Below are 26556 nucleotides of genomic sequence, written 5' to 3' on the forward strand. Positions count from 1 at the left end.
GTCCTGAAGGAACGTTAAAGACGATGACGTTGATAGGTCGGGTGTGTAAGTGTAGCGATACATTGAGCTAACCGATACTAATGAACCGTGAGGCTTAACCTTACAACGCCGAAGATGTTTTGGCGAAAGACAGACACAAGATTCAGTTTGATTACAGATTACATCGACATGCCCGGGAGGTGTGTTGATAAACAGAATTTGCCTGGCGGCTGTAGCGCGGTGGTCCCACCTGACCCCATGCCGAACTCAGAAGTGAAACGCCGTAGCGCCGATGGTAGTGTGGGGTCTCCCCATGCGAGAGTAGGGAACTGCCAGGCATTAATTTAGTGAAGAAGCCCATCCTGCCGGATGGGCTTTTTTGCGTCTGTGCGGAATGAAAACCGCCGGATGCGGCGTGCCGCCTTATCCGGCCTACAGAGGCCGGGCTGAACGTATTTTGTAGGCCTGATAAGCGCAGCGCATCAGGCACATCGCAGTACCATCGGGTGCAAAGCAATATCCAAAACCTCCATAACACAAGCCTTCCTGCGGTATATGCGGTAAACCCCCAATCTGAATTTTCTGTATTACCTCCCGAAAATATCAGGATCGCCTGCGATAGTTACGTGTACCTTTATCTATAAGTAAGGGTCTATCCGGAGAATAAAGTGTTCGGAAAAATGGTATTAAACTACATGCCGGGGCTAAAAAATTTATTAGCGTACGATAAAAGCTGGCTAAAACATGATGTTAAAGCCGGGTTATCCGTTGCTGCCGTAGCACTACCGGTTGCGATTGCTTACGCTGAGTTGGCGGGAGTCGGGGCTATCGTCGGGTTATATTCCTGCGTTTTGCCAATGCTAGCTTATGCGCTGTTTGGTTCTTCCCGCCAATTGATTGTTGGCCCTGATGCCACGACCTGCGCGGTAATTGCAGCCGTTGTAGTTCCTCTTTCTGCCGGAAACCCAGAACTTCACTGGCAGTTGACAATTGTCATGACTGTGATGATGGGGGGATGGTGCCTGCTTGCCAGTAAATTTCGCCTGGGCGCGCTTGCTGACTTGCTTTCGCATCCCATTCTAACGGGTCTGCTTAACGGGGTTGCCGTGACGATTATTGTCGGGCAACTCGGTAAGGTATTGGGGATTACGCTTGATGAAGAGCAAGTGATTGAGAAGATCATTGCCCTGCCTGGCCGACTCTCAGAAATTCATTTATTAACTTTAGGTATCTCCATCCTAACGTTAGCGATTTTAATAGCTATCAAAACGTTTCGTAGCCAATGGCCAGCACCGTTGATTGCTATTGTGATAACAACGGCACTGGTATGGATCACATCTGCGCAGCAGTATGGGATTGCCACTATTGGGGGATCGGGCTTTCAGTCTGGTTTGCCCGTCGTTCACTGGGGCTCGTTTCAGCCTGGTCTGGCGCGTGATTTATTGATCCCTGCGCTGAACCTGGCGTTAGTCAGTTTTGTTAGCCTGATGCTAACCGCTCGCAGTTTTGCCGCAAAAAACGGATACGAAATAAATGCTGATGCTGAGTTCAGGGCTTTGGGTGTCGCGAATCTAATGTCTGGCTTATCTCAGGGGTTTGCGATTAGCGGAGCCGATTCCCGGACTGCGGTAAATGATTCCTCTGGAGGGAAAAGCCAGCTTGTTTCCGTTGTTGCTGCCTTAATCATCGGAATCGTCGTGGTATTTTTCACGCAGCCATTACAATTTATTCCGGTATCTGCATTAGGCATTGTTCTAATTTATGCATCGTGGTCATTAATTGATTTACGCGGACTCTGGAACCTGAGGCGAAGAAATAAACCCGCATTTCGCCTGGCGTTCTTCACCTTTGGCTGTGTTCTGATTATTGGTGTTATTCAGGGGATTGGCCTTGCGGTATTGTTGGGTCTGTTGCAGTTCCTGCGCACAGTTTTCCGTCCTACTGAACACTTATTGGGAATTGACGAAAATGGGATGATTCACTCATTAGGTAATACAACCGATGTGAAAATGATCCCTGGTGTGTTGATGTACCGGTTTAACTCACCGCTGACCTATTTTAATGTGGCCTATTTTAAGCGCCGTGTTTTGAATTTAGTCGATGGTGCAGTACTACAACCTAAATGGGTGGTCATTGACGCCGTTTCTTGCTTTACCTATTCAGATATCAGCGTTCTGGCAACCATTAATGAGTTAAAACGGGACCTGAAGGGGCGGCAGATTAAGTTAATTCTTGCGGGCCGAAAAACGGAGTTAACACGCTGGTTTAAGGAGAGTCGACCGACAATGAAAGATGACGACATGATTCTGGCACCAGACCTTTATTTGGCGCTCCGGTTCATTCAAAGCAAAGAAAGCATGAGTGAGGGTGAATCTGGCGTTGTTGAATAATGCAGATTTAGGTAAGTGATCAGGCTGGATGGAAGGTCTGGGGGCGGATTTTTCGTCCAGCAGGACCTGACATTGACCGGAATCCACAAAGCAAGGAAATCAGCCCGTAAACTGATTTTGCCGAATCAACATAACGCCGGGCCCGAGGTGCCTGTGGCGATGAACATGCCCTGGCACCCATTTTGCTAAAGGGCGATCAGCATCCGCGCGGGGACGGTGAGATCCCCGGCAGAGTATTGATACCGACATGCTACCTGAAATATAAGCAGTGTGACTGTTGTTAACCTTACGCTATGAATGCGACAAATCGCTTAAATGCTTTCCTTCCCATTGCTGGCTTCGAGCTCCCGAATCAGGCGCTTGTTGATCTTACCGACGCTGGTTTTGGGAATTTCTGGGACTATCCTTATCTGTCGCGGGATCGCCCATTTAGTGATGTGGCCGCGGTCGACGAATCCTTGTAGATGTGCCGCTATGGCCTGCGGCTCCAGGTCTTCTCCTTCCTTGCAAACCACCAGAGCCAGGGGGCGTTCGCCCCACTGTTCATCAGGTATCCCGACGACGGCTACCGACCTGACCGCCGCGTGTGAGCTGATGAGGCTCTCCAGCTCCAGCGTGCTTATCCACTCACCGCCCGTCTTGATTACGTCTTTGATGCGATCCTTTATTTCCACTATCCCATGGGGATCGATAGAGGCAATGTCGCCGGTATGCAGCCAACTGCCATTCCATAGCTCAGCTCCTTTCTCGGGTTCCTTCAGGTAGCCCTGAGTCAGCCAAGGGGCTCGCACCACTATTTCACCCAGGGCTTCGCCGTCGTGCACTACCTCCCGACCTTCGCCATCGACGATACGCAGATCCACCAACGGAACAGGCAGGCCGGTCCGAATCCGCAGGGGTAGCTGCTCATCCATGGGAAGGGCCAGCTCGGCATCGCTTAAGTGGGTCATACAGAGCAGGGGACAGGTTTCAGACATACCATAGCCAGCGTGAATGCGTATGCCCTTATGATGGGCCTGTGTCGCCAGTCCAAGGGACAGTGAACTGCCACCCAGCAACATCTTCCATCCTGACAGATCGGTCCGTGTGGCTTCGTCGCACTCGAGGATCATTTGCAAGATGGTTGGCACACAGTGCGAGAAGGTTACACCCTCATCGTGATAGAACCGCACCAGCTTGTTGGGTTCGTAACGACCGGGGTAGACCTGCTTCACACCCAGCATTGTTGCGACATAGGGAGCGCCCCAGGCGTGCACGTGAAACATAGGAGTGATCGGCATATAGACATCGTTCGATCGTAGCAGCGACTGTCCCTCGTGGGCTGCCAGGAGGCCCAGCTCATTGAGCGTGTGCAGGACCAGCTGACGATGGCTGAAGTAGACCCCCTTGGGATTGCCCGTGGTTCCAGTGGTGTAGAACAAGGTCGCTACCGAGTTTTCATCGAAGTCGGGGAAGTCAAAGCGATTTCCCGCGGCGGCCAGAAGGGTCTCATATTCCCCCAGCACCGGCAGGCTGGTTGCCTTCGATTCTTCGTCGCTAAGCTGGATGTATCCCCGGACAGTGGTCAGTGTCTCTGCCAGTGACTCGACAACCGGCAAGAAGTCGTCGTGCACCAGTACCAGGTTGTCCTCGGCATGATTCATGGTGTAAGCGATTTGGTCCGCCGAGAAGCGGACGTTCACCGTGTGTAGCACGGCACCAATCATAGGCACCGCGAAGAAGCACTCGAGGGCGCGATGGCTGTCCCAATCTAGCAGGGCGACGGTGTCTCCAGGCATGACACCGGCCGCTGTCAGCATGTTTGCCAGGCGATGGATGCGCTGTTTGAGGGTGCGATAGTCGTAACGCAGCTTGTCGGCGTAGACGATTTCTCGCTCGGGATGAGAACGCCCACCCGACAGCAGCAAGCTCTTGATCAGCAGCGGATAGGCATGGGCTCCCTGCGCTGACTGTATGACTCTTGTTTTCACCATCCAGGTTCCTCGTTGACTCATTATTTGCTCGGTATGATGGCAATTGTAGATGAAGGTTGGTATTTACTCCCTGGCGTTTGCTTCAGATGTCGAGGCGGCGCACCAACTCCAGCCCCTGGGGATGAATGTGCGTACCCTACAACGCCATCTGGAAGAGGGGGGTGACCTTCAGCGAGCTTATCAATGAAGTGCGGCGCGACCTGGCGCTCCCGCAACAGTATTGTGCCCAAGGTTGTTCAGATAAATTACTCAAATCTGGCCTATGGATAAGCACGCCAGACAAAGAGGTGTGCCTGATACCGCTATATTTTTTGCAGTACCATCGTGGTTCCAGTGAAAGGTTTAAGTGTCGTGATGAGGTGGGGTAGGAGTCGCTGTTGGCAGAACGATAAGAAATCTCGCGGAGCCCAGAAAGCAAAAAACCCGCCATAGGCGGGTTCTTCTAAATAGTGGTGCCCGGACTCGGAATCGAACCAAGGACACGGGGATTTTCAATCCCTGATTTAAACACGCATAGAACGTTTGTTACCTGTAAATCGTACACAGGTGACTTATATGCATGTAATTTCAGTAATTTCTACCAAAGGCGGTGAAGGTAAATCCACTCACTCTGCCAACCTGGCTGGCTTCTGTGCCGATGCTGGTCTGAAAACCCTCCTGATTGACGGCGACTACGCCCAACCGACAGCCTCCAGTTACTACTCCTTACGCTATGAAGCGCCATGCGGTCTTTACGAGATGCTGATGCAGACCGTAGGTCTTAACCATCCCGGACAACTGATTTCCAGGACCTGTATCGATAACCTTGATCTGATTATCTCGAACGATCCCCATGAACAGCTCAAGACGGCCATGATGCACGCGCCGGATGGACGTATTCGTCTGCGTAATTTACTCCAGCATCCACTGTTTGCTGCTTACGATGTGATTATCATCGATTCACAGGGCGCACGTTCCATCATGCTGGAACTGGTGCTGCTGGCAACATCGCATACGGCAGTAGCGATGGTGAAGCCCGTCGTGCCGGATGTTCGAGAGTTCCTGCGGGGAACGGTAACCCTGATGGAGGAACTTCTTCCCTATCGTGGGTTTGGCCTCACGCTGCCGCCAATGAGAGTCCTGGTAAACTGCATGGATTACACTCTGCTGGCTGAAGAAGCGCTGAGTGCGTTAACCACGATTATTGCTGACGGAACGTATAGCAAAGCGGATATTCCTCCTGTCACTCTGCTCGAAACCCAAATCTACGACCTTGAAGTCTACAAACTGGGTCATACGCGGGGACAACCCGCTCACCGCCTTGAATACCATACCGACCGTAAGAGCCTGCCAGCTGCGCAAACCATGCACGATCTGGCCTGTGAATTGTTCCCTGAATGGCGCGACCGTTTTGATGCGGTACTGCAAAACCAGCCGAAGGGGGATAAATAATGAAACTCTATCGCGCAACGTACAGCCTTCAGGAGCTGGATGGGCATGTAAAAGTTGATGAGCAATGGGTCTTTTTTGAGGCGGAAGATCGTTCTGACGCTTTGGAAAAAATCCCAGACCTGCTGAAGGCTATGTGGGAATGTAGTGGGTCTCAGCTTGAAGTTTGGAATCTCTATGATGAAAGCGATCTGGTGATACTCAGTATTGATATGGACATTGATTCACTTCGCGATTGGCGTTTCTTTGAGGTCGGTTATTCCGCTGGTTCTGCCGTTTATCTTAATGTTGAACGTGATGGCTGGCCGCTGTTTCTTGTCTCCCCGTCCTGGCTGGCCCGTTTGAACAAAGCTCTGGTTGAATGTCGTAGCGCCGGAGGCCAGCATGAATAACACCGAACAGATATTGCCGCCGCATTCAATCAGCGCCGAGCAGGCCGTACTTGGCGGTTTGATGCTTGATAACGATCGCTGGGATGATATTGCGACGATTGTCTCTGCTGACCGTTTTTATTCACGACCGCATGGCATGATTTTTTCTGCGATGCAGACGTTGTTACTTCAGAACAAGCCTATAGATCTGATCACGCTTGCGGAATCAATGGAGCAGCAGGGCACATTAGAACAGTGCGGCGGTTTTGCCTATCTCGCCGAACTTTCCAAAAATACGCCCAGTGCAGCGAATATTGTGGCTTATGCGGAGTATGTTGCCAGCTACGGCCAGAAACGTCAGTTACTGGCGCTGGGGTACGATCTTGTCGGGCAGGCCAGTGATGCCAGAAGTGACCTGATGGTATTAGTGGATGAAGCTGAGCGTCGCATCTTTGCTATTGCCGAACAGCAATCTCCGGATGGTGATGTTGATTTACCGGCATCATTAGAAACTTTTCTGGAAAGACTGGAGCAACGCTGTGGTAGTGAAGATCTGATCACCGGCACGCCTACCGGTTTTGCTCAACTGAATGATATGACCAGTGGATTTCAGTCCAGTGATTTGATTTTGCTGGCTGGTCGTCCGTCGATGGGGAAAACGGCGCTGGGGCTGGCGTTCTGCGAAGGTGCATTGAACGAGCGCCCGGATATGGCGGTACAGGTCTACAGCCTAGAAATGCCAACTGAGCAACTGTTGATGCGCTTTACCGCCATGTTGGGGCGCGTCCCTTTGCAGCACTTGCGCAACGGCGATATGCAGGATGAGGACTGGGCGCGAACAGGAGCCGCGATGAAAGTCCTGCTTGAGGACTGGAAAGGCAGGCTGGTGATTGATGATTCCAGCTATATGACACCGGCGCTCATGCGTTCCCGGGTGAGAAAAAATATCCGTAAATACGGCTATCCCTCCCTGATCCTGCTGGACTATCTGCAACTGATGCGCTGCCCGGGGCAGGAGAATCGGACGCAGGAGATCGCGGAAATATCCCGCTCGCTCAAGGCGCTGGCGAAAGAAATTGGCTGTCCGGTGGTGGCGTTGTCACAGCTTAACCGATCGCTGGAAAGTCGGGCAGATAAACGCCCGAACAATGGTGATCTGCGTGATTCCGGGGCGCTGGAGCAGGATGCCGATCTGATTATGTTCGTTTACCGGGATGAAGTATATGACGCCAATACGCATGAACCCGGTGTGGCCGAAATTATTCTCGGCAAGCAGCGTAACGGCCCGATTGGCACCGTAAAAGTGCAGTATCAGGCAGAGATCACCCGTTTCGAGGATTTCACCGGAGGTCGCTATGACTTCTAAGAAACCCAGCCAACTGGGCGAAAAGCTGCTCCAGCGTGGTCGTACCCCAAACATTGAAAGCACCGCCGTAGTGCTGCCGGTGAATGAAATGCCGATGGTTCTGACGCTGGAGCAGCTACGCCCCAATCCGGATAACCCCCGTACCTCCCGCAATCCAAAGTATGAAGATATCAAAGCGTCGATCCGCGCCCGGGGACTGGATTCGGTGCCAAAAGTCACCAGAGATCCGGAAAGCCCCGAAGATGTTTATATCTTCAGCGACGGCGGCAACACTCGCTATTCCATTTTAACGGAACTGTACGCAGAAACAGGCGATGAGCGTTTTCGCCGCGTTCAGTGCATTGTGAAACCGTGGCCGGGGCGTTTGCAGTGCGTTATCGGCCATCTGGCCGAGAATGATGTGCGTGGTGAGCTGTCATTTATTGAGAAAGCTTTTGGCATCGAGAAGGCGCGAGCTATCTACGAGGAACAACTGGGGCGAGAAGTGAGTCAGCGCGAGCTGGCCGATCTGCTGAAAGAGGCCGGTTATCCGGTTCACCATTCGAATATCAGTCGTATGGTGGCGACAATCGAACACCTTTGGCCGTGGATGCCCAACCTGCTTAATTCGGGGATGGGACGGCCTCAGATAACCCAGCTTATCGCGCTACGAACTGCGGCGGAAAAAGCCTGGCAGACTTTCAGCCAGAGCGTCGAGTTACCTCCGGAACAGGAATTTAATGATGTATTTGGCGGTATCTGCCGCGCTTTTGACGATCCGGAACACTATTCAGCCGATGTTTTTAAAGATGAGCTGATTGCGGCCCTGTTGAAGGCAATGCCCGATCCGCAACTGACTTACGATAGCTGGTTGATTGAACTCGATCCGCAGGAACAGAACCGGCGCAAACTGTTTGGCGAGCCGGAGCCGCTTCCCCAGCATGTTCTGGACGCGGACAAACCCCATAATGAGCCTTCACCACCACCGGCTGCTGAGCCGCCCTCCGTTACCATCGATTCCAGATCAACGGGAAAAAAGCCTGCCACTACTGGAGGTAATTCCTCCGCTCATATTGATCAGCCGCCCGATGAAGAGCAGTTGGATCTTTATGATGGGAATATACCTGGAGATTCGACATCTGAATTACCCGACGTTCCTCCGGACGTTGATCAAGAGCCTGGTGATTGTACTGGCGGCCAGCGTCAGGAGCCGCCAGTAAACCCCATTACTTTTGCTGCTAACGGGCTGGAGCCGGTAACTGACATCTGGCATATCCCGGCGTTACAGGATGATGTTGAACATCTACAGGATATAGCGTTTCGCCTGGCGTTCGAGCTGGCGGAGGTGTTGGGGATTGAAGATATTATTCAGGAAGATAAATCTCTCCTGGGCGCAGGCTATTCTCTCCCGCCAAATGCGAACGGTGAGCTGCTGGCCGCGTTGTGCGGTGGCGGATCTTATACCCCGTTATCGACGTTCACCGGATTTCTTCTCGGTGCGTCCAGCCCCTTTGATGAACCCTTGCTCAATGATGTGTATGCGGTGAAATTTCTGCGTTTAATCAGGGTAGTGCGTCGGTTACGCGAGCTGCAACGTCAGGCATTTGGGGAGGGCGCAGCATGAAAGCGGACTGGGTTGATGAGGCACAGGAGGTGACCCAACTGATGGTCGATAGCCAGGTTGAGCGTATTCGTTCTTCGTTGATATCACCGGCGATATCGTTCGCTGAATGCGAACTCTGCGGACATGAGATCCCGGAGGCCCGTCGCAGAGCGGTTCCGGGCGTCAGGCTGTGCGTTGAATGCCAGACTATTGCTGAGTTTCGGCGGCGTGTTGGATATGGAGGATACGATGAAAGCTGAAGCCACATCATGGATCGTTATTCTGCTTTGTTTTCTGGCATGGGCTGTTGATATTGCGATTATTTATGGAGGGAGTGCGCGATGAATGCACTGTTAACGCAGATAGTTATGGAGCTGAAATCGGGCAATATCCGCCGTTGTGAGGCAATGGGATTAACGCTGGAAGAGATCCAGGAACTAAACAGCCTGACCGTTGAGGATCTGCATTATCTGGTGAATACACAGGTATCGCTTCTGACCTTCCGTATCAACCATACCAACCTGAACACCATGCTGGCGCAGGCCCGTCGTGAGCAGACCCGGATACAGCGTATCGACAGAGCGCTAACCCTGGGCGGCTCTATCGAGCTGATGCAGTGTTTTTTCGGCCTGACGGCGTCGGAAGTCAGTTCCCGGCGACGCCTGGTCGGTGTTGTAACCCGGCAGGGGCGCAGCCAGATCCCCACAGAAGAACAGGAGCTGGCGGTGTGGCAGCAGTGGAAGGCATCGAACGTTGACAACCTGGAATCGCTGGATGCGCTGGAGGCCATGATGCTAATCGCTGAGCAGCAGGATATTTCGTTAACCGCAGTCTGGACGTTAACCAAAGGATGGAGTGCCGCCTGATGGCTGTTGTTCCCGTCGATGATGTTATTCAGCGTACGCTGGCGAAGATGCAAAACCGGATTGAGCAAAAAACGCAGTCCGGCGAGCAGAGTAATGAGCAGAGCGGATTGCTCTTTCTGGGGAACGTGCATGACGCCGTTCCCCGGCGTTTATTTCTGGATAGCCGGTTATCGCCGCTGGATAAAATGGCGTGGGTGATGATCCGACTGTACGCCCAGCAGAATGAGGGCGCTGTTTTTCCTACCTACGACGAATTACAGTGCCAGCTGGCGTTACCTCATTCGGATAAAGCCTCCCGGGAGACAGTCAGTCGGGCGCTATTAATGCTGCGCCTCACCGGGTGGCTGAGCCTTTGCAAGCGTGTCAGGGATAAATCCGGACGCATTCGCGGCAATATCTATGCCCAGCACGATGAGCCACTGGGACTGTTTGACGCGGAATACTTCGATCCCGGCTGGCTTGATGCCGTTGCTGGCGCCTGCCGACACACTAATAAAACGATACGCTTGACTGCGCTGGCCGTTTTGCAGGATATCAAATCCGATACCCGTATGCGCCACCGGCACTCACGCGTTGCGCTGATAGAAGCCCGGTTATCAGGTCCACAAACTCCGCAGGAAATGGTGTTATCACGGCAGAAGAAAATCCTCAGTTCTGAAACCGAACCAGGTCAAAAATCACAGCGTTCGGAATCCGAACTTAGCTGTCTAAAGGGGGATATTTTACCGGGTTCGGATTCCGAACTAAGCCGGAAATCAAGGGATAGCGGCTTAGTTCGAAAATCGAACCGTTACGTACGTAGTTTTACACAGAGTGTAAAAGATACGTACGTAGGGGGCGAAAGTCGGTTGTCATGGCCGACGGCAGTGATCGAGCGGTTGAACACTTCTGACAGGGATATGCTGGAGCAGCAACTTAACGCGCTGCCTGGCGAACTCGGGCAGCGAATTCTGGACGATCTGGCTGGTCGCATGAAAACGGCAGAGGTCAGGAATGTCACGGCTTACCTGCTGGCGAACCTGAAGCGGGCAAGGGAAGGGCAGTTCAACACTGGTGACGCGGGGACGGTGCATCCGCCTGTAAAGCCAAAATCGGTTGCAGCGCCACCATCTGGCGGGAAAAAAGAGGTCAAACGTGCTCGCAGAGAGTTTGTGTCTGGTGTGATGGCTGAGATCCGAGGGAATTATTTTAGGTCATAAAGTGAGCAGTGTTGACAGTGTCAACACTGCTGCATCACATTGATATATTAAAAAATCGTGATAATCAATTTGTAGGAATGGCTCTGGTTGAAAATTGGTCGATCCAAGTGATTAACCTATCTAAATCATTTTCGATGTCCGAGAGTTCAGGAAGTGTGTCAGGAAGCTCATTGGGTTGGGAATGTTCATAGACAGAATAACGACCCATTAAATCTTCAATTAGTTGGCAATCATTTGGCGTTATTTTGACTAGCTTCATGAGCTTATTTCCTGTCATCACACTTCGGCGGAACCTTAATACTACTTCATCTAAAAGAATGGTTTCTACACAGCGCTCAACGATAATACGAAAATTACTACACAGGTTTTTAGCTTCACGATCATAAGCAACTTGATCCCCATCTTGATAAGCTTTTTTAAGTAAACTAAGAGGTCCATTTTTTAAGGTGTTTAGTGCCTTTTTAGGTTGCTGATTGCGTATGTTTCCAGGGACTGTTTGACCAACTCTTCCTGCAAAATTTTGGAGAGTGATCACTTCTAAAGATACTGGTTTACCCAAGTTTCCAGATTTTCTGTTTTTCGCTTCAGCTTCGACTAAAGCAACTAAGGAAAGGCGATGGGTGAAAATAATAACTTGCCTTGTTTCAGATAAATCTATTAATCTACTAACTACTCGTTCTTCGTAGTCTTGATCTAGAGATGATATTGGATCATCGAAAACAAATGGAGTTGATTGCTGTTCACCGGTCATGTCAGCAATAAATGCAGACAGTGCTACAATTCTTGCTTCACCCTCACTTAAAATAACTGCTGGTGAAACTTTCTGCGTTGAGCCATCTAATTCTAACTCAAAGGAGATGTTTCCTTTTCCTTGTTTTATGTCTTTCGGTTTAACTCTGATACGTCTGTTTCCTAATTTTTTTAGCTCGGAGGCAAATCTATCACGATAACCATTACTTATTAGTTCTTTTGCAAGGTCATTACTCATGATTGAAAGTTGATTTGTTTTGGCAAGAGATTGTGCCTTATTTATTTCAGCTATTTTATTCAGTCTTTTTACTTCATCAATTAAAGATTGCTTGTTTTGAGATAGCCATTGAGTTGTTTTTAAAAAGGTTAGTCTTGCGAGTAGTGCGAGTCTTCCGCCATCTTTTTGTAGTGCTTGAAGTAATTTTTCTTCAGTTTCTAATTGATTGAATGAATTATCATGCGCCTCATTAATTGGTTTCCAGTCAATTGTAGGTAGTTGTTCTATTGACGTGGCTGTATTCAATAATAATTTACGATTTGATGTATCATCTAATATTTTTTTGGATAATTGCTCATCCATTTTTAAAATATTCAATCGAGAGTTCCAATCTACTAGATCTGGGAGTTTACCGTATTTTTCTTGTTTGCTTTTATAAGTGACCTCCGCCTGCTTTGCCTCTTTTTCTAAACCATTCTTAACAAATGTTTCGAATGTGTCCATTCTTTGTTTTGCATCAGGCAATAGCTCTTGTTGACATAATACACAGCGGGCTGAATCTGTTGTATGAGGGAAGTGATTATCTGGATATGCATGTAAGGTTGAAAAATTCCTGGCTTGCTCCCACATTGCTAACCATGTGGATTGTCCAATACCTTCCAGAGGTGAATTCTTAAATGTTAGCTGAGCTGCTTCGTTGGCATTCTTTCTTTTAGATAAAGCATCATTATGAGCGTCGATTAATTCTTTAACTGATTCGTTACTGTAAAGGGAACTTAATTCTGTAATGAATTTTTTTATTTGTTGAAGGGCTTTTTTCTCAACCTCAATCTGTTTTAATCTACCGGGTATATCTTTTTGCAATAAAGTTGACTCTGCTTGAATCCTTTCTTCATCCATCTCTTTCGTGTAATTGCAGTTTTTTTCAATGTCGCTAATTGAGGTTTTTACGTTTAATTTTTGATACCAAGAGAAAAGTGGACTTCCAGTGAGTTCTGTAGGGAATTGTGGGCGTAGGTCTACTAGTTGAGCATTTTTAGCCTTTAGTCGTGTATTAATTTCATCGCATGTTGAAATTAGAACTTTAATAAACTTAATTCTTCCTGGTTCGTATGTCGCTGGTTTTTTGTCTTTGATATAAATGCTAGCGGCATGAGTATCAAATATTTGTACATTTCTTAACGCGTTGCTTGGTCCATTTTGGGGACTCCAAGTGGCCTGGCAAACAGATTGGCCATCATGATAGTGGGCTGTAGCACTAATTGAATTTGTCTGAACATCAAAAACATTACCGTGTATATCTTCTTTATATTGTGAACCACAAATTTGTTTGAGGAGCCTTGAATAGCCGGATTTTCCGGCACCATTTGGGCCGTATATGACGGTTAATTGTGTATCACCAAAATCAATACTAGCAGGCGGAGTGAGAGCATTTACACCAATGACATCAGTTAGTTTTAGTAGACGTAAAGGAAGCCTTTGTGATGCTTGGGTAAGTGAGCCAGCCACGTATGGCTCGAAAGCCATATCTTTAGATGAAGTAGCTTCGCCTAGACAAAGCTCAGCTAGTACGTCGAGTTCTTGGGGAGTCAGACGCCGCTTGTTATTAATTATTTGATTTGCTGCTGTTTGTAGCCACTTAGGGCGCTCAGATAACCATTTTTCGAAGGAATCACCGATTGTTTTTGCCGGAATAGTGGACATAACTTTATTTTTCCATTGTTGTTTTATCTCTATGTAATAGTAAGCTTTTTTTTTGAAGGAGAATCAAATGTTGATCCGGGTTTGGCTAAATTTATGGTTCTGAATAAACAGTTTCATATTGTCCCCGTTGACAGTCATCCATGACCATTTCCATCACGTTAAACGTTAACTTTCAACGGATGGATTCCCATGTCAGACAAGACAGAAAAGAAAGCCGGTGCGCTGCATTCTGAGCTGCGCATCGAGCTACATACCCAATACGCCATTAACACCTGGAACGGGCGGCCAGCCTCAGATGGCAAGCCTTCGCTCATCGGGATGCCGCTATTTTTTAGGCTCATTTCCCGGATTAATCGCGATTCACTGGCCGATAATCCGTGGGCGGATGCGGTCCTGGTGGACGTTGAAACGTTACTGGAAACGGCCAGCCAACAATTCCAGAAATGGCTGAACGATATCGATGCCCTGATGGCGATGCTGCCTGCTAACGCTTCTGTTTCTGGGGTCACCTCCACCGCGCCGCTGAATATTGGCGTTCACAGCCATACCCCTCTGGGATACCGCTGCGTTTACCTCCTTGTTGGATTTGATCAGCTTATTCTGCGTGTTTTCCAGGCTCACCATTATGGTCTAATGTCGCTGAAAGAGCGCAAAGCTTGGCTACATCGTGGTAGCCATCAAATTCGCCGTATCTTCTCGATGGCCCTGCTTTACCGTTCTCATCCCGTTACCCGCCAGGATATAGCTTCAAACAATGATGTTGCCCGGCAGGCTATTGAACAATTTGGAGAACTGGACAGAGCGATCCTGCTGGGAACCCGCCGTTCCCGTTTTTCTCCGCCAGTCAGCGACGAAAGTATTAAGGCGCTGAAAGCCACCTTCAAACGTCAGTCACGCAAAGAGAACGCGGCAAAACAGGAGGTGCAGGATGGTCAGCAATAAAATTGCTTTTACTGGATTGTTCATCCTGAGTTCCTGTCTGAGTGGTTGTACGAGTGTTGACAGTGTCAACAGTGCGATAAACCAGATTAGCGGAGGGATCTTCTCAGTCGATTCCGCTCCGGCAGACAGTGGTCCGGTGGTGTTGTCGAAAGGTGTACCGCAGGCCAGCCACAAAATCGCGCTGGAATACCGTGTTCCCGTTGATGTTGATACGGCAGCGGCGCGGGTAAAACGCTACTACCGCTTTATCTCGGCTGAAGAAGTAGCGCAGCTACGCAATAACGGTACGCAAAGTGGAGGGTGGACTGCCGCTTCAGTAGCCGATGGGGCATGGGTATGGGATGGGCAACCCGGTAGCTACTACAAAATGGGGCGCGACTGGGGAAGCGAGAATACCAACGACAGCATTCAGGTTGAACTGGAGAAAAGTGGTTCCGGTAGTCGTCTGTATATCACCTTTCGTTCCGGGCTGGCCTCTCATACCACGGCGGCTTATACCAGCAAGCTGTTTGAGAATATGAAGAGCGTGGCGGAAGGGACGATGAGATGAAGCTCTTTCTCTGTGAAAAGCCCAGTCAGGGTCGCGATATTGCCGCCGTGCTGGGCGCAACAAAGAAAATGCCGGGTTATCAAACCGGAAACGGCGTGTGCGTCACCTGGGGTTTTGGTCACCTGCTGGAGCAGGCCAGCCCGGATGCCTACGGTGAACAGTTCGGTGTTCCCTGGCGTACTGATGTGCTGCCGGTATTACCGACAACGTGGCAAATGCAGGTTAAACCGGATGCGGCGGCTCAGTTTTCCGTCATCCAGAAACTGCTGAAACAGGCCGATACGGTAGTGATTGCCACCGATGCGGATCGCGAAGGAGAGGTGATTGCCCGGGAAATCCTCGACTACTGCCACTATCAGGGAAAGGTAGAGCGGTTGTGGCTCTCGGCGCTGGATGAGGCCAGCGTTCGCGCCGCGCTGGCGGCGATAAAGCCGGGGAGTGCAACTTTACCCTACTATTTGGCCGGTCTTGGCCGCGCCCGGGCTGACTGGCAGATCGGCATGAATATGACGCGGTTATATTCGGTCAAGGCCCGGGAGAACGGCTACGGTAGCGTGTTATCCGTGGGACGGGTGCAGACGCCGACGCTTAACCTGATCGTGGAACGCGATCGTGATATTGCACAGTTTGTCCCGAAGCCTTACTGGAATGTCGTGGCGCAGCTGACTGCGGGAGGGATCGCATTTCAGGCGCAGTGGGTGCCAGCAGCAGCGTATTGTGATGAGGAAAAACGCTGTATTAACCCGACAGCGGCGCAGCAGGTGGTTCAGCTTTGTCAGAGAACCGGACAGGCGACGGTGGCGGAGGTTGAGACCAAAAGGGAAACAGAAGCCGTTCCGCTGGCATTTGATCTTGGTACGTTACAACAAGCCTGTTCCCGCTGTTTCGGCTATGGCGCTCAGCAGGTGCTGGATATTGCTCAGGCTTTATATGAAACCCACAAAGCGACGACGTACCCTCGTACTGACTGCGGCTATCTGCCGACATCAATGCGTGCCGAGATTGGGCAGGTTATAGCAGCGATACAGCAAAGCGATCCTGCTTTATCTGCGATCATCCCACGGCTTGATGTGCAGCATGTTTCGCGCATCTGGAATGACAAAAAGATCACCGCGCACCATGGCATTATCCCCACAAAGCAACCCTGTGATTTGGCGAAAATGAGTGAGCAGGAGCGCAACGTTTACCAGCTTATCCGGCTGCATTATCTGGCCCAGTTCCTGCCGAACCATGAAGTGGATGCCACGCGGGTTTCGCTGCATTGCGGTGGGCAGTTATTTAAGGCCAGCGGTAAGGTTGTGGTCGTTGCTGGCTGGAAGAGCCTGTTTGGTAAGGACGCTGAAGAGGATACAGAAGCTGCTGGTGATAAGGCCCGGTTACCGGCAATGGCTAAAGGGAGTGTGTGCCAGATCACCGGCGCGGAAGCAAAATCGCAACAGACAAAACCACCGGAGCATTACACCGAAGGTACGTTGATTGCGGCGATGAAGAATGCGGCGCAGTTCGTTACCGATCCGCGCCTTAAAAAGATCCTCAAAGAGAACGCAGGGCTGGGAACGGAAGCGACCCGGGCTGGTGTGATTGAAACGTTGCTGAAGCGCGGTTTTGTGGTGAAGAAAGGCAAGTATCTGCTGGCGACACCTATCGCCGCTGACCTGATGGCTGTGTTACCGGCACAGCTCAAAGATCCGGGTATGACGGCGCTCTGGGAGCAGTCGCTGGATGATATTGCTGAAGGCCGGATGTCGCTTGATGACTTTATGGCGAAACAGTCCGCCTGGACAACGCAACTGGTGGCAAAAGGGCAGCAGCAGACCGTTAAGATCACGTTACCACCTTCTCCGCCGTGTCCGATCTGCGGTGGGACAACGCGGCAGCGCACGGGCAAATCAGGCACATTCTGGGGATGCGTCAACTATCCTGACTGCAACGGGATTGTGAATGTCGGGGCGAAGAAACCCGCTCGTCGGCGGAAAAGTCCGGCAAAGAAAAGTGTCTGACTGGCTTTATGTTTTTGGTTGGAAGCGTGGCGTGAATTTGCTATTTTGCTGATGGCTTTGAAGTACCCCGCGACTGCGGTAATCCGATTTTTCGCTCCTGGAGACGAATGATTGGACAGTATGGCAACCCATTTTGTTACCTGGATGAGGTTGTAAGGCGTGACCCTCCGTGAAATTACACGTCGGCCAAAAAAGGCTCTGGCCCGGAGAAGTGACATTGACGATGAACCCGTGGTACAGGTTCAGAGGCTCGATACCAGGATGGGATCGGGCCTTTTTTGTTTGAGGAAGCGATAAAGTGGATAGAAAGAAATTAACATCTTATTTTTCCCTGATTGAAAGCATCCCTTGGTTGTGCCCAACCTGTAAGTCTGGAACGTTGGAGATAATTGAATCCTCTCTGTACAAAGAGATAACCCAAGAATCTCATGCGATTTTGGCTAGGTATGAACAGTGGATACCAGAAGAGATTATGTACAGATATTCTTGCATGTTTCGATGCCGTGATCATAGTTGTAATGAGATTATCGCGAGCAGTGGCATTGGATTTATAGGCATTATCGGGTACAAACCTGATGATGACGGCGGTTATCCAGACCCTATTTATGATGACCACTTTATTCCCAAATATTTTGAGCCAGCTTTAAAGTTAATTTCTGTACCGGAAAGTTGCCCTGATTCTGTAAGCGAATCATTGAATGACTCATTCAAATTATTTTTCTCAAGCCCAAGTTCTGCAGCAAATAACATTCGTATTGCGGTTGAGCGATTACTGACAGAACTTGGTGTGCCTGATAAAACTGCGCAGGGGGGATTTATTAAACTGCATAACAGAATAGAGCAAATCCCTTCTGATTATAAAATTTTTAAGGACGCATTGCTGGCAATAAAATGGAATGGTAATGCAGGTAGTCACCAAGGAGGAACCCAACTTAGTGTTGATGATGTCATTGATATTTATGAAATAATAGAGGATGTATTAAAGAGAATTTATGATTCTGACCAGGGCAGAATTGCAGAAATAATTGCTAGGATTAATAAGAATAAAGGTCCTGGAGAATAAATTTTTAAGTGACAAAAGGTCAATTGACAGTTGACCTTTTTGCCTAATAGAGATGAGAACTCTCCAAGAAGTGAGCAATATTGCTAATTTACAGGGTATGTGAGTATCATAGCAGTACGAACAGCATCGGTGAATTTGCTCAGAAGGTCTGGATCATCTTTTATTTTGTCGCGAAGTGACTTTGTTAGTTCAAGCTGCATCCCTTGTCGGCTAGTACCTCTATTGCAAATGTTTTTTGGAGAGTTGCCTGTGAACTTAGGATTAATTTCAACTAAAAACCCGAGAGATTGTAACGTCTCCTTCAAATGAGTTTCAAATGCTACACGAAGGTTTCCACCTACCCAGACTCTTTCTTTTGGGGTGTCTTTTGGGTCTTTTGCTCCGTGAATTGCCAAAATCGTTTTTGTATTTTCTAGTAATTCTAAACATTTTGGCTCATCGAAATTAGTGCTTGTAATATGCGGGTCAATATCTGGTTTGCTTTTGGAAATTACTTTGAAAATATAAAATGAGAGGTCATCACCAGCGATGGATTTCGCTATTCCAGCCGTTCCTGGTTCTATCATGCCGCCATGCGGGGCTATAATTGCATATGTTCTGCTACGGTTTTCCATTTCGCAGGTAATATGAAAACTTTTTTCACCTTCAGCCTTTTTAAAGTCGGCGAAGCAAGAATATGTATCGTTACTCATAGATCCTCTTTTTATCTCATGTGGATAGGCACAGTTTGCATCTCATTGTTAGAAAAATCTAAGCTCATAGAGTCATCTATTTTCATGTTGCGTTTTGCCTACCAATTCAAAACAATGCCTACTCTTACCCCGTTGTCTCCGACAACAGCCAATGTCCCGGTAATCTGAGAGGGACGCCTTCGGGTGATTGCCAGCCAAAATCGTCATGACCTGAGAGACGATGCCTTCGGGCGGTAACCCTGCTTAACCTTTGAAAGCAGGGATCGCAACGGCGATAAAGGTACACTTCAACCACAGACCGTCAGCATCGCTTTGATGCCTGACACCCCAGCGGGAAAACACCCGGCTGGGATGTTTCTCCGTTTATCGAATTTTTCCAGGAGAAACACCATGTCTACAGCATCTAAAACCGCCACTGCTAAACCTAAAAAAGATAGCGCCCGTAAGCAAGCCCCGGCTCCAGTTCCTGCTGAATCAGTAACTCCGGTTCCGTCAGCAGCTCCGGCACAACCGAAACCACAATCCAGCTACTTTAATCTGCATATCGATGGGCTGGGTTATCTGAGCAATATTCGCGAAATTAACACCGCTACGGGGTCATTCCTGAGCTGTACGATTAACGCGTTACATGGCTCAACTGAAAAACCTGAATACACGCGTTTTGATGTCACGGTATCCGGTCAACAAACCAGTTCTTTAATCAGACGCTGCCAGAATGCGGTGAATGAAGAGAAAAAGGTCCTTATCGGTTTTAAGCTCAGTAATCTGACTGCCGATGTGTTTACTTTAACCAAAGGCGATCATGCGGGGGAATCAAGAGCGTCACTGAAAGCGAGACTGATAAAAATCAGTTTTATCAAAGTGGGGCAAAATATGGTTTATAAAGCTGAAAAGCCCGAGTCATCCGACTCATCATACTGATAATAGAAAGAGATCTAATCTCCACGTCATACCCTCCTTGTTAGTTGTATTAGCGTCAGATTTTTCTGGCGTTTTTTTTGCGCGGCAAAAACAGTTGTTCATTGAGGACATACCGCTGGTTTCGCAAAGTTGGGCCTCTTTTGTCTGACTAAGGAACCTGCATGAATCTTCATATTCCAATGGCTGTCTGCCTGACGGCCAGCATCCTGGCCGGTTGTACGCAAAAACTCCAGCAACCTGATACGCAACCTCATCTGACGGCACTAAACGGCAACGTCCAGCCAGCCCGACTGGATGTTTATGCCGCCTCTCCCGAAGTTGTTCGCTATGACCGCTATCTGCTGGTTGATACTTCTCCGAGCGCTGCGCAACGTGCTCCGCTGGAGCAAACCATAGATATCCGTATCCCTGCGTCATTATCGCCGACCGTGGCGGATGCCATGCGCTATGCCCTGCGCCAGTCAGGGTACTCGCTATGCAGTACGACACCGGCGAACCGGGTGCTGTACAACCAGATGTTGCCTGCTGTGCATTATCAACTGGGGCCAATGCGTCTGAGTCAGGCATTACAAATCCTGGCCGGATCGGCCTGGCATTTTGAGGTTGATTCTGTGCAACGGATCGTCTGCCATTCATTACGCGATGGCTATCGTTTGCCGCCGGAAGCGGTGAAAACATCGGTCACTTCCCTCTCTGTGCCGCTACCCGCTCAACCCGTCAATATCACCACTCCGGCTCCACAGAGGATGCTGAAATGAACGAGTCTGCGAGTTTCATGGAGATACCTGAAATGAAAGAGTCTGTCAGACCAGCACGCAACAAACTCTGGGCGGTAGTCCGTTACGGATTTGGTGGGCTGGTTTTGTTTGCATTAGGCGGAACCACATTTATCAATCTTAAGTCCGTCCAGGTACTTTCCACCGAAGTCAGCCAGCTTAAAACTGCATTGCAAGGTAGCCCGGATATCTCGCCACTCCGGGCACAGCTGACAACGCTGCAACAGCAGTTTGAATCGTCACGAATGCAACTGGGAGGGATGGCTGACAAACCGGCGCTTGCGGCTTTACAGCAGAAGGTTGAGGTGCTGGATAAGCAACAGAGTGAGCAGGCTGCTTCGGTTGCGGCCCTTAAAGCTGGGCTGTCTTCTCTTCAGGAGCAGGTTCGTTCTTTGAATCAGCGTCCGGTCAGCGTCGCTGCCGTTGTTCCTGCCGTAACGTCTGGCGCGGTGGTGGTAAAGAAAAAGCCCACGCCGAAAACGCAGCGGCCAGCTACCGCACCCTTCGTCCTTACCGGTATCGAACGGCGGGGAGGGATAGCCTTTGCCGCGATAGCGCCACAATCGGCAACGCAACTGACAGAAATAACGCTAATGGAAACAGGGGAAACCCGTCAGGGCTGGATGTTGCTGGCGATTACAGGTCAGCAGGCTCAGTTTCGCGTGGCGGGGAAAAACCAGACGTTGACGGTGCGATAAGGAGGTCTGGATGAAAAAGCTCAAAGTTGTGTTGTTGTCAGGCGTGTTGACAGTGTCAACAGTCGCACTCGCTGCACCTTCAGTGAATCAGGAAAACAGCCTGACGGTGAATACGTCGTTACAGATGCTGGAACAGCAACAAATGACGCGGAGCGCACAGGGGTGGGGGCTGACAGCGGAAGAGTGGCAGCGTTATGAAACGCTGAAAAAAGGACGGCGCGGCGTGCTGTCTCCGGGGTTAGATCCGCTGACGATGCTGGGCATCGAGGCGCGTAGTGATGAAGAGCGCCGTCATTTTGCCGAGCTGACGGTGAAGCAGGAGTTTCAGCGGGTTGAAGCTGAGCTGGCATTTCAGCGGGAAGTGAATAGTGCGTGGATGCGAGTCTATCCCGGTGTTCTGCCCGTTCAGGATCTGCGCAGTGAAGTCAGTAACACCCGTCAGGCGCTGTTTGTGAAAGATGGCTGTTCGGCCTGCGAGCGCAAGCTGGCCCAGATGATGAAGTCAAACCGGCCGCTGGATATCTATCTGGTCGGTAGCGGCGGTAAGGATGAGGCGGTCAGAGCCTGGGCGAAGAAACACAATATCCCTGCTGAAAAGGTGAAATCCCGTCAGGTAACGCTGAATCACGACAATGGCATGTGGCTGAAATATGGCAACGGGATGATGCCGGTTGTATTGCAACAGGGGGCGCAGGGATGGCAGCGCGTAAACTGATTTGGCTGGCAATGTTCATCGCACTGCCGGAGTGTCTGGCGGCGCAATCTGTTCCGGAAGGATATTACCGGGTCGCGCAGGCGGAAAACGTTCCTGCCGAAGCGCTGTATAGCCTGGCGCTGACGGAATCCTCCCGCAAGCTGGTGCATGGCGTACGCCCGTGGCCGTGGACAATTAATGTTGCCGGGAAGGGATATCGCTACGCCTCCCGGAACGAGGCATATCAGGCGCTGCTAGGTTTTATGCGACGCTATCCGCTTAAGCGTATCGATGTCGGTATTGCGCAGGTCAATCTGGGCTGGAACGGCCATCATTTCACATCCACCTGGGAATCATTTGATCCCTATATCAATCTGCACGCTGCGGCGCGTATTTTGCGAGCCTGTTACGAGCGCAGACCCGGGAGCTGGATATCGGCTGCGGGGTGCTATCACCATCCGGCAGGCGGCAAACCTGCACAAACCTATAAGGCCATCGTGTCACGTCACCTCGGCACGTTGCAGCCGTCCGTACAGACGCTGGTATTCAATCAGGGAGGAACACAATGATGATGCGTTTTCCGCTGGTTCTCGCACTGCTGTATCCGGGCATAAGTCAGGCAGAGCTGACTGTTGTCGCCGATCTGGGCGGACAGTCGACGGCTGAATACTTTGCCGGTATTAACAATCAGGAGGAAGCTCCATCCACCTCGCAAGTGTTGACACTGTCAACACCTGACAAAGCATCGGTATTACCCATTCATACCCCGGAGCTTTCGCCCGGGCCGCTGGAAGCGCGTTCTCTCTCTATGCCCGGAATGCGGTCGATTTTCCTGATTGGTGATGACGATCTTTCCCGGCGCTGGCTGTCTCTGCGGCGCGATCAACTTTTTCAGCTTAATGCTGTGGGCTATGTGGTGAATGTCGCCAGCAAAGCGGCATGGGATGATTTGCAGCACCAGGCGAACGGGCTGGAGTTGCTTCCGGTTTCGGGTAGCGATCTGGCCGTCCGGCTGGGGATTTCTCACTACCCGGTACTGATTAGCGAGAAGGGGCTGGAGCAATGAGGGCAGGATTACCGCTGGATGACATCAGTCTTTTGATTGGTCTGGTCGCGGTGAATTTACTGATTTGGTTAATTTTTCTTGCTGGTCATGACGGGAGGAAAAAATGAGCGACCGCTATGTTATTGAAGCCATGCTGCGGCCTGCGGTTGAGCTGAACACCGCCGTTGTTGCCGCCTGCGCCAGCTATATCTGCGTGACGGCACCGTGGGCAGTGGCGCTGGCACCTTCAGTCAGCTATGTCACGGCGGCGGGGTTTGCTGTGCTGGCTGTGCGGCGGACGCAGCAGGGATTACAGGTATTACGCTACCGCCGCAATATCCGATGTCTGCCGCGTTATGTTGTGACAAGTAGCGAAGTGCCGGTGAGCAATCAGCGGTTATTTCTAGGGAAGGGGTTTATGTGGGAGCAAAAGCATACCCAGCGTCTGCTTGATACCCTGCGCCCGGAAGTGGCGGGGTATGTGAATCCCCCAGCGTTATATCAGGCTGCACGCCGTTTTGAGCAGCACTATGAGCATCGCTTTCCTGCATTCTGCAAGCTGCTGGCCAGTGATTCGGCGTTGAATCCCGTTCGGCCATTGCCGCCAGTTGGCGGTCATCCTGCACTTCACGGCATCGAGCCGGATGAGGTCAATGTCTCGATGAGTCTGGGAGAGCGCGTCGGGCATATGCTGGTTTTGGGCACCACGCGCGTCGGTAAAACTCGTCTTGCCGAGCTGCTGATCACTCAGGATATTCGTCGCGGCAATGTCACCATAGTTTTCGACCCGAAAGGCGATGCCGATTTGCTGAAGCGCATGTATGCCGAATCACATCGCGCAGGCCGCGCCGGTGAATTTCATGTTTTCCATCTGGGATGGCCGGATATCAGTGCCCGTTATAACGCGGTGGGGCGCTTTGGTCGTATCTCTGAAGTGGCTTCGCGTGTCGCCGGACAGCTCAGTAGTGAAGGCAACAGCGCCGCATTTAAAGAGTTCGCCTGGCGCTTCGTCAATATTATTGCCCGGGCGCTGGTTGCGCTGGGGCAGCGCCCGGACTTTGGCCTCATCCAGCGTTACGTGAACAATATCGGCGATCTGTTTGAGACCTATGCGGAAACCTGGATGGTGAAGCACACTCCGGCACTGTGGCAACAGGTGGAGAATCTGGCGCAAATTCTGGATGAGCGCGATATCCCCCGGCATATGGAAGGCCGTTCGCTACGGGTGGTGGCGATTGAACAGGTGCTGAACAGCGATGAAGGGAAGAAAGTTTATGATCCGGTGCTCGATGGCCTGCGTTCATCGGTACGTTATGACCAGAAGTATTACGACAAAATTGTGGCGTCGCTTCTGCCGTTACTGGAGAAATTGACCTCCGGTAAGACGGCGCAACTGATCTCACCGAACTACACCGATATGTCCGATCCCCGTCCTATATTTGACTGGCAGCAGGTGATCCGTAAAAAGGGCGTGGTGTATATCGGCCTTGATGCGTTGACCGATCCGGAAGTCGCTGCAGCGGTGGGCAATTCGATGTTTGCCGATTTGGTCTCCGTGGCGGGGCATATCTACAAATTTGGCGTAAATGATGGCCTGCCTGGTGACGAGGGCAACAAGACGCCAATCAGCCTGCACTGTGACGAGTTTAACGAGCTGATGGGGGATGAATTTATTCCGCTAATCAACAAAGGCGGTGGGGCGGGTATCGAGGTGACAGCCTATACCCAGACACTGCCGGATATCGAAGCACGGTTAGGGAATGCCGCGAAAGCGGCGCAGGTGGTGGGTAACTTTAACAGCCTGGTGATGCTGCGGGTACGGCATACGGAAACGGCAGAACTGATGACGAAGCAGTTACCGGAAGTGGAGGTCTATACCAAAACACTGGTCTCCGGTGTCACCGATATCTCGAATCCGGAAATGGGTAGCGATTTTACTTCGAACACGCAGGACAGGGTCAGTACGGTACGTACGCCATTGATCACTGCCGCAAACGTGATCAATCTGCCGAAAGGACAGGCATTTGCCTTGCTCGAAGGAGGGCGATTGTGGAAGATCCGGATGCCGTTACCTTCAGCCGGTGCGGATGCTCTGATGCCGGACAGTATCGGGCAGATCGCAGACTATATGCAGCGAAATTACCGGACCAGCGATGCCTGGTGGTCGGGCAGTGCGTTACCGGGAGATTACGATGCAGCCACTTTTTGAAAAGGAAATCATGATGAAACAACGTTATCGGGTTGAAGCGGTTATGGCGTCTTCAAAGCAAAATAAGCTGGAAGTCCCGCGTGATGTGATGGATGTCTTGTGTGAGCAGGATTGCTCGTCACTTCAGATCCCGGAAATTATTGAGCGTCTGACTTCGCTGGGTTATCGCCCGAGATATGAAGCCACCGCTGATACGCTCCCTGATATCACCACCTTGTGGATTTGGGTGGGTCAGGAAGAGATGTTGCTGAACTGCCAGATGGAGTCGCTGGCGGTGCATTAAGGGGATGCTATGTCGCAGATGAACACGTCTTCAGCTCCGGTACAATCCACCACACCTCCAAAGCCGCATGGTTTTTTTACCGTGCTGCTATGGGATACGCCGTGGCGCATTATCGGGATGTTACTGGTCTCGCTGCTGTTTAGCCTGATTGTGGAATATATCGGTATCGCGTTCTTCTGGCCGGATCAGGGAGCGGAACATAGTCGTGCCGTTATGCAGACGGAAAGCGGTTATTTTGCTGAAGGATTTACGCAAAGTTTGCTGCTGTCATCGCCGGTAGTGACGGTACAGAGCTGGATCGCGCTGGGTTATCAGTGGTTGTTTGTGAACAGCGGATTTATGGGCTGGTTGCAGTCAATTCAGACGCCGACTGCCGGAAGCGGTAATGGCGTGACGGATGAGCTAAATGCCTGGAGTGCCTGGGCGGTACAAGTCGCATATGAATACCTGATGGCGACAATGTATGTGTCACTGGTCTTTCTGATGCGGGTCACCATTCTGGTGCTGTCGGTGCCGTTATTTGTGCTGGTCGCCATTGTGGGGATAGCGGACGGGATGGTGCGACGCGATCTGCGCCGCTACGGTGCGGCGTATGAATCGAGTTTTCTTTATCATCACGCCAAACGTGTGGTGAAGCCAGCGGCATATATACCGTGCGTGCTGTATTTATCAGCGCCGTTCGCGGTATATCCAAACTTGTTGCTGTTACCGGCGGCATTGCTGATGGGGCTGGCAATTTCGGTGACGATGGGGAGCTTTAAGAAGTATTTGTAGTAAAAAATTAGTGGGATGACTTTTGCAAATATTTAATTATATTATATTCAATATTTTTTTGGTTGGGATGAATGGGATTAAATA

24 protein-coding genes and 2 rRNA genes are annotated in these 26556 nt (G+C 50.6%); 23 read left to right on the forward strand and 3 right to left on the reverse strand.

The window, feature by feature from the left end:
• The 3 genes from BZK40_RS23725 to BZK40_RS23735 all read left to right on the forward strand — a co-directional run.
• Nucleotides 1-102 (forward strand): 23S ribosomal RNA (locus BZK40_RS23725); the annotation flags it as partial.
• Nucleotides 103-201: 99 nt separating this feature from the next.
• A 5S ribosomal RNA gene (gene rrf / locus BZK40_RS23730) occupies nt 202-317 on the forward strand.
• A gap of 330 nt (nt 318-647) precedes the next feature.
• The gene (locus BZK40_RS23735; protein ID WP_079935387.1) at nt 648-2369 is read left to right on the forward strand and encodes a SulP family inorganic anion transporter; all 1722 of its coding nucleotides are present in this window, start codon (nt 648-650) and stop codon (nt 2367-2369) included.
• Nucleotides 2370-2680: 311 nt separating this feature from the next.
• Here BZK40_RS23735 and BZK40_RS23740 read toward each other — a convergent pair whose 3' ends face one another.
• A complete protein-coding gene (locus tag BZK40_RS23740; RefSeq protein WP_079935388.1) occupies nt 2681-4342 on the reverse strand; it encodes a fatty acid--CoA ligase in 1662 nt (553 codons plus the stop codon).
• A 555-nt stretch (nt 4343-4897) separates the two neighbouring features.
• Between BZK40_RS23740 and BZK40_RS23745 the strand changes: the two genes are divergently transcribed.
• The 7 genes from BZK40_RS23745 to BZK40_RS23775 all read left to right on the forward strand — a co-directional run bounded on the left by BZK40_RS23745 (nt 4898) and on the right by BZK40_RS23775 (nt 11154).
• Complete coding sequence (locus tag BZK40_RS23745) at nt 4898-5773, forward strand: ParA family protein (protein WP_079935389.1); 876 nt, start codon at nt 4898-4900, stop codon at nt 5771-5773.
• Nucleotides 5773-6162: a hypothetical protein gene (locus tag BZK40_RS23750; protein WP_079935390.1), complete on the forward strand. Its 390-nt coding sequence runs from the start codon at nt 5773-5775 to the stop codon at nt 6160-6162. Before BZK40_RS23745 ends, BZK40_RS23750 begins: the two co-directional genes overlap by 1 nt.
• Nucleotides 6155-7507 (forward strand): SPI-7-type island replicative DNA helicase, encoded by a 1353-nt coding sequence (gene dnaB-PI / locus BZK40_RS23755; RefSeq protein ID WP_079935391.1) that lies wholly within the window; start codon nt 6155-6157, stop codon nt 7505-7507. The genes BZK40_RS23750 and dnaB-PI overlap by 8 nt, the downstream gene beginning before the upstream one ends.
• Nucleotides 7497-9110 carry a ParB family protein gene (locus BZK40_RS23760; RefSeq protein ID WP_079935392.1) on the forward strand — a complete coding sequence of 538 codons (1614 nt, stop codon included), beginning with the start codon at nt 7497-7499 and terminating at the stop codon, nt 9108-9110. Before dnaB-PI ends, BZK40_RS23760 begins: the two co-directional genes overlap by 11 nt.
• Nucleotides 9107-9349, forward strand: a complete 243-nt coding sequence (locus tag BZK40_RS23765) for a TraR/DksA C4-type zinc finger protein (protein WP_079935393.1) — start codon at nt 9107-9109, stop codon at nt 9347-9349. Before BZK40_RS23760 ends, BZK40_RS23765 begins: the two co-directional genes overlap by 4 nt.
• 81 nt (nt 9350-9430) lie before the next feature.
• Complete coding sequence (locus tag BZK40_RS23770; protein ID WP_079935394.1) at nt 9431-9955, forward strand: DUF2857 domain-containing protein; 525 nt, start codon at nt 9431-9433, stop codon at nt 9953-9955.
• Nucleotides 9955-11154, forward strand: coding sequence for an STY4528 family pathogenicity island replication protein (locus tag BZK40_RS23775; RefSeq protein ID WP_079935395.1), 1200 nt, complete (start codon nt 9955-9957; stop codon nt 11152-11154). The genes BZK40_RS23770 and BZK40_RS23775 overlap by 1 nt, the downstream gene beginning before the upstream one ends.
• Nucleotides 11155-11218: 64 nt before the next feature.
• Here BZK40_RS23775 and BZK40_RS23780 read toward each other — a convergent pair whose 3' ends face one another.
• A complete protein-coding gene (locus BZK40_RS23780) occupies nt 11219-13825 on the reverse strand; it encodes an AAA family ATPase (RefSeq protein WP_079935396.1) in 2607 nt (868 codons plus the stop codon).
• Between the two features lie 189 nt (nt 13826-14014).
• On the opposite strand from BZK40_RS23780, the gene BZK40_RS23785 reads away from it, so the two are divergent.
• From BZK40_RS23785 to BZK40_RS23800, 4 genes are all read left to right on the forward strand, one after another.
• Nucleotides 14015-14767, forward strand: coding sequence for a PFL_4669 family integrating conjugative element protein (locus tag BZK40_RS23785; protein ID WP_079935397.1), 753 nt, complete (start codon nt 14015-14017; stop codon nt 14765-14767).
• Entirely contained in the window at nt 14754-15317 is a 564-nt protein-coding gene (locus BZK40_RS23790) for a hypothetical protein (RefSeq protein ID WP_079935398.1), read from the forward strand. Before BZK40_RS23785 ends, BZK40_RS23790 begins: the two co-directional genes overlap by 14 nt.
• Nucleotides 15314-17317 (forward strand): DNA topoisomerase III, encoded by a 2004-nt coding sequence (locus BZK40_RS23795; protein WP_079935399.1) that lies wholly within the window; start codon nt 15314-15316, stop codon nt 17315-17317. The genes BZK40_RS23790 and BZK40_RS23795 overlap by 4 nt, the downstream gene beginning before the upstream one ends.
• Before the next feature lie 298 nt (nt 17318-17615).
• Nucleotides 17616-18380: a DUF4145 domain-containing protein gene (locus tag BZK40_RS23800; protein WP_079935400.1), complete on the forward strand. Its 765-nt coding sequence runs from the start codon at nt 17616-17618 to the stop codon at nt 18378-18380.
• Between the two features lie 83 nt (nt 18381-18463).
• Here the strand turns inward: BZK40_RS23800 and BZK40_RS23805 are convergent, their stop codons facing one another.
• The gene (locus BZK40_RS23805; RefSeq protein WP_079935401.1) at nt 18464-19072 is read right to left on the reverse strand and encodes a poly-gamma-glutamate hydrolase family protein; all 609 of its coding nucleotides are present in this window, start codon (nt 19070-19072) and stop codon (nt 18464-18466) included.
• A 390-nt stretch (nt 19073-19462) separates the two neighbouring features.
• Between BZK40_RS23805 and BZK40_RS23810 the strand changes: the two genes are divergently transcribed.
• The 9 genes from BZK40_RS23810 (at nt 19463) to BZK40_RS23850 (ending at nt 26472) form a co-directional block, all read left to right on the forward strand.
• Complete coding sequence (locus BZK40_RS23810) at nt 19463-19993, forward strand: STY4534 family ICE replication protein (RefSeq protein ID WP_079935402.1); 531 nt, start codon at nt 19463-19465, stop codon at nt 19991-19993.
• Between the two features lie 161 nt (nt 19994-20154).
• Nucleotides 20155-20751 carry a PFGI-1 class ICE element type IV pilus protein PilL2 gene (gene pilL2, locus BZK40_RS23815; RefSeq protein ID WP_079935403.1) on the forward strand — a complete coding sequence of 199 codons (597 nt, stop codon included), beginning with the start codon at nt 20155-20157 and terminating at the stop codon, nt 20749-20751.
• Nucleotides 20748-21467 carry a hypothetical protein gene (locus tag BZK40_RS23820; protein ID WP_079935405.1) on the forward strand — a complete coding sequence of 240 codons (720 nt, stop codon included), beginning with the start codon at nt 20748-20750 and terminating at the stop codon, nt 21465-21467. The genes pilL2 and BZK40_RS23820 overlap by 4 nt, the downstream gene beginning before the upstream one ends.
• A 10-nt stretch (nt 21468-21477) precedes the next feature.
• Nucleotides 21478-22182, forward strand: coding sequence for a TIGR03759 family integrating conjugative element protein (locus BZK40_RS23825; RefSeq protein ID WP_079935406.1), 705 nt, complete (start codon nt 21478-21480; stop codon nt 22180-22182).
• On the forward strand, nt 22164-22730 hold the full coding sequence (locus tag BZK40_RS23830; RefSeq protein ID WP_079935408.1) for a transglycosylase SLT domain-containing protein: 567 nt from the start codon (nt 22164-22166) through the stop codon (nt 22728-22730). The genes BZK40_RS23825 and BZK40_RS23830 overlap by 19 nt, the downstream gene beginning before the upstream one ends.
• Nucleotides 22727-23227: an integrating conjugative element protein gene (locus BZK40_RS23835; RefSeq protein WP_079935409.1), complete on the forward strand. Its 501-nt coding sequence runs from the start codon at nt 22727-22729 to the stop codon at nt 23225-23227. Before BZK40_RS23830 ends, BZK40_RS23835 begins: the two co-directional genes overlap by 4 nt.
• Before the next feature lie 103 nt (nt 23228-23330).
• Nucleotides 23331-25415: a type IV conjugative transfer system coupling protein TraD gene (traD, locus tag BZK40_RS23840; protein ID WP_079935410.1), complete on the forward strand. Its 2085-nt coding sequence runs from the start codon at nt 23331-23333 to the stop codon at nt 25413-25415.
• A 10-nt stretch (nt 25416-25425) separates the two neighbouring features.
• Complete coding sequence (locus BZK40_RS23845; RefSeq protein WP_253193197.1) at nt 25426-25698, forward strand: hypothetical protein; 273 nt, start codon at nt 25426-25428, stop codon at nt 25696-25698.
• 9 nt (nt 25699-25707) lie between these two features.
• Nucleotides 25708-26472 (forward strand): TIGR03747 family integrating conjugative element membrane protein, encoded by a 765-nt coding sequence (locus BZK40_RS23850; RefSeq protein WP_079935412.1) that lies wholly within the window; start codon nt 25708-25710, stop codon nt 26470-26472.
• Nucleotides 26473-26556 lie beyond the last annotated feature (84 nt).

It is taken from the genome of Citrobacter portucalensis (genome assembly GCF_002042885.1).
GTDB classification, from domain to species: domain Bacteria; phylum Pseudomonadota; class Gammaproteobacteria; order Enterobacterales; family Enterobacteriaceae; genus Citrobacter; species Citrobacter portucalensis.

Excerpts from the sequence above, each read along its gene's own strand:
- BZK40_RS23810 (WP_079935402.1), top strand. The coding sequence starts at position 19,463 with ATGTCTACAGCATCTAAAACCGCCACTGCTAAACCTAAAAAAGATAGC.
- BZK40_RS23795 (WP_079935399.1), top strand. The coding sequence starts at position 15,314 with ATGAAGCTCTTTCTCTGTGAAAAGCCCAGTCAGGGTCGCGATATTGCC.
- BZK40_RS23850 (WP_079935412.1), top strand. The coding sequence starts at position 25,708 with ATGTCGCAGATGAACACGTCTTCAGCTCCGGTACAATCCACCACACCT.
- BZK40_RS23745 (WP_079935389.1), top strand. The coding sequence starts at position 4,898 with ATGCATGTAATTTCAGTAATTTCTACCAAAGGCGGTGAAGGTAAATCC.
- BZK40_RS23770 (WP_079935394.1), top strand. The coding sequence starts at position 9,431 with ATGAATGCACTGTTAACGCAGATAGTTATGGAGCTGAAATCGGGCAAT.
- BZK40_RS23765 (WP_079935393.1), top strand. The coding sequence starts at position 9,107 with ATGAAAGCGGACTGGGTTGATGAGGCACAGGAGGTGACCCAACTGATG.
- BZK40_RS23750 (WP_079935390.1), top strand. The coding sequence starts at position 5,773 with ATGAAACTCTATCGCGCAACGTACAGCCTTCAGGAGCTGGATGGGCAT.
- pilL2 (WP_079935403.1), top strand. The coding sequence starts at position 20,155 with ATGAATCTTCATATTCCAATGGCTGTCTGCCTGACGGCCAGCATCCTG.
- BZK40_RS23835 (WP_079935409.1), top strand. The coding sequence starts at position 22,727 with ATGATGATGCGTTTTCCGCTGGTTCTCGCACTGCTGTATCCGGGCATA.
- BZK40_RS23845 (WP_253193197.1), top strand. The coding sequence starts at position 25,426 with ATGATGAAACAACGTTATCGGGTTGAAGCGGTTATGGCGTCTTCAAAG.
- BZK40_RS23805 (WP_079935401.1), bottom strand. The coding sequence starts at position 19,072 with ATGAGTAACGATACATATTCTTGCTTCGCCGACTTTAAAAAGGCTGAA.
- BZK40_RS23790 (WP_079935398.1), top strand. The coding sequence starts at position 14,754 with ATGGTCAGCAATAAAATTGCTTTTACTGGATTGTTCATCCTGAGTTCC.
- BZK40_RS23780 (WP_079935396.1), bottom strand. The coding sequence starts at position 13,825 with ATGTCCACTATTCCGGCAAAAACAATCGGTGATTCCTTCGAAAAATGG.
- BZK40_RS23775 (WP_079935395.1), top strand. The coding sequence starts at position 9,955 with ATGGCTGTTGTTCCCGTCGATGATGTTATTCAGCGTACGCTGGCGAAG.
- BZK40_RS23820 (WP_079935405.1), top strand. The coding sequence starts at position 20,748 with ATGAACGAGTCTGCGAGTTTCATGGAGATACCTGAAATGAAAGAGTCT.
- BZK40_RS23760 (WP_079935392.1), top strand. The coding sequence starts at position 7,497 with ATGACTTCTAAGAAACCCAGCCAACTGGGCGAAAAGCTGCTCCAGCGT.
- BZK40_RS23740 (WP_079935388.1), bottom strand. The coding sequence starts at position 4,342 with ATGGTGAAAACAAGAGTCATACAGTCAGCGCAGGGAGCCCATGCCTAT.
- BZK40_RS23830 (WP_079935408.1), top strand. The coding sequence starts at position 22,164 with ATGGCAGCGCGTAAACTGATTTGGCTGGCAATGTTCATCGCACTGCCG.
- traD (WP_079935410.1), top strand. The coding sequence starts at position 23,331 with ATGAGCGACCGCTATGTTATTGAAGCCATGCTGCGGCCTGCGGTTGAG.
- BZK40_RS23825 (WP_079935406.1), top strand. The coding sequence starts at position 21,478 with ATGAAAAAGCTCAAAGTTGTGTTGTTGTCAGGCGTGTTGACAGTGTCA.
- BZK40_RS23785 (WP_079935397.1), top strand. The coding sequence starts at position 14,015 with ATGTCAGACAAGACAGAAAAGAAAGCCGGTGCGCTGCATTCTGAGCTG.
- dnaB-PI (WP_079935391.1), top strand. The coding sequence starts at position 6,155 with ATGAATAACACCGAACAGATATTGCCGCCGCATTCAATCAGCGCCGAG.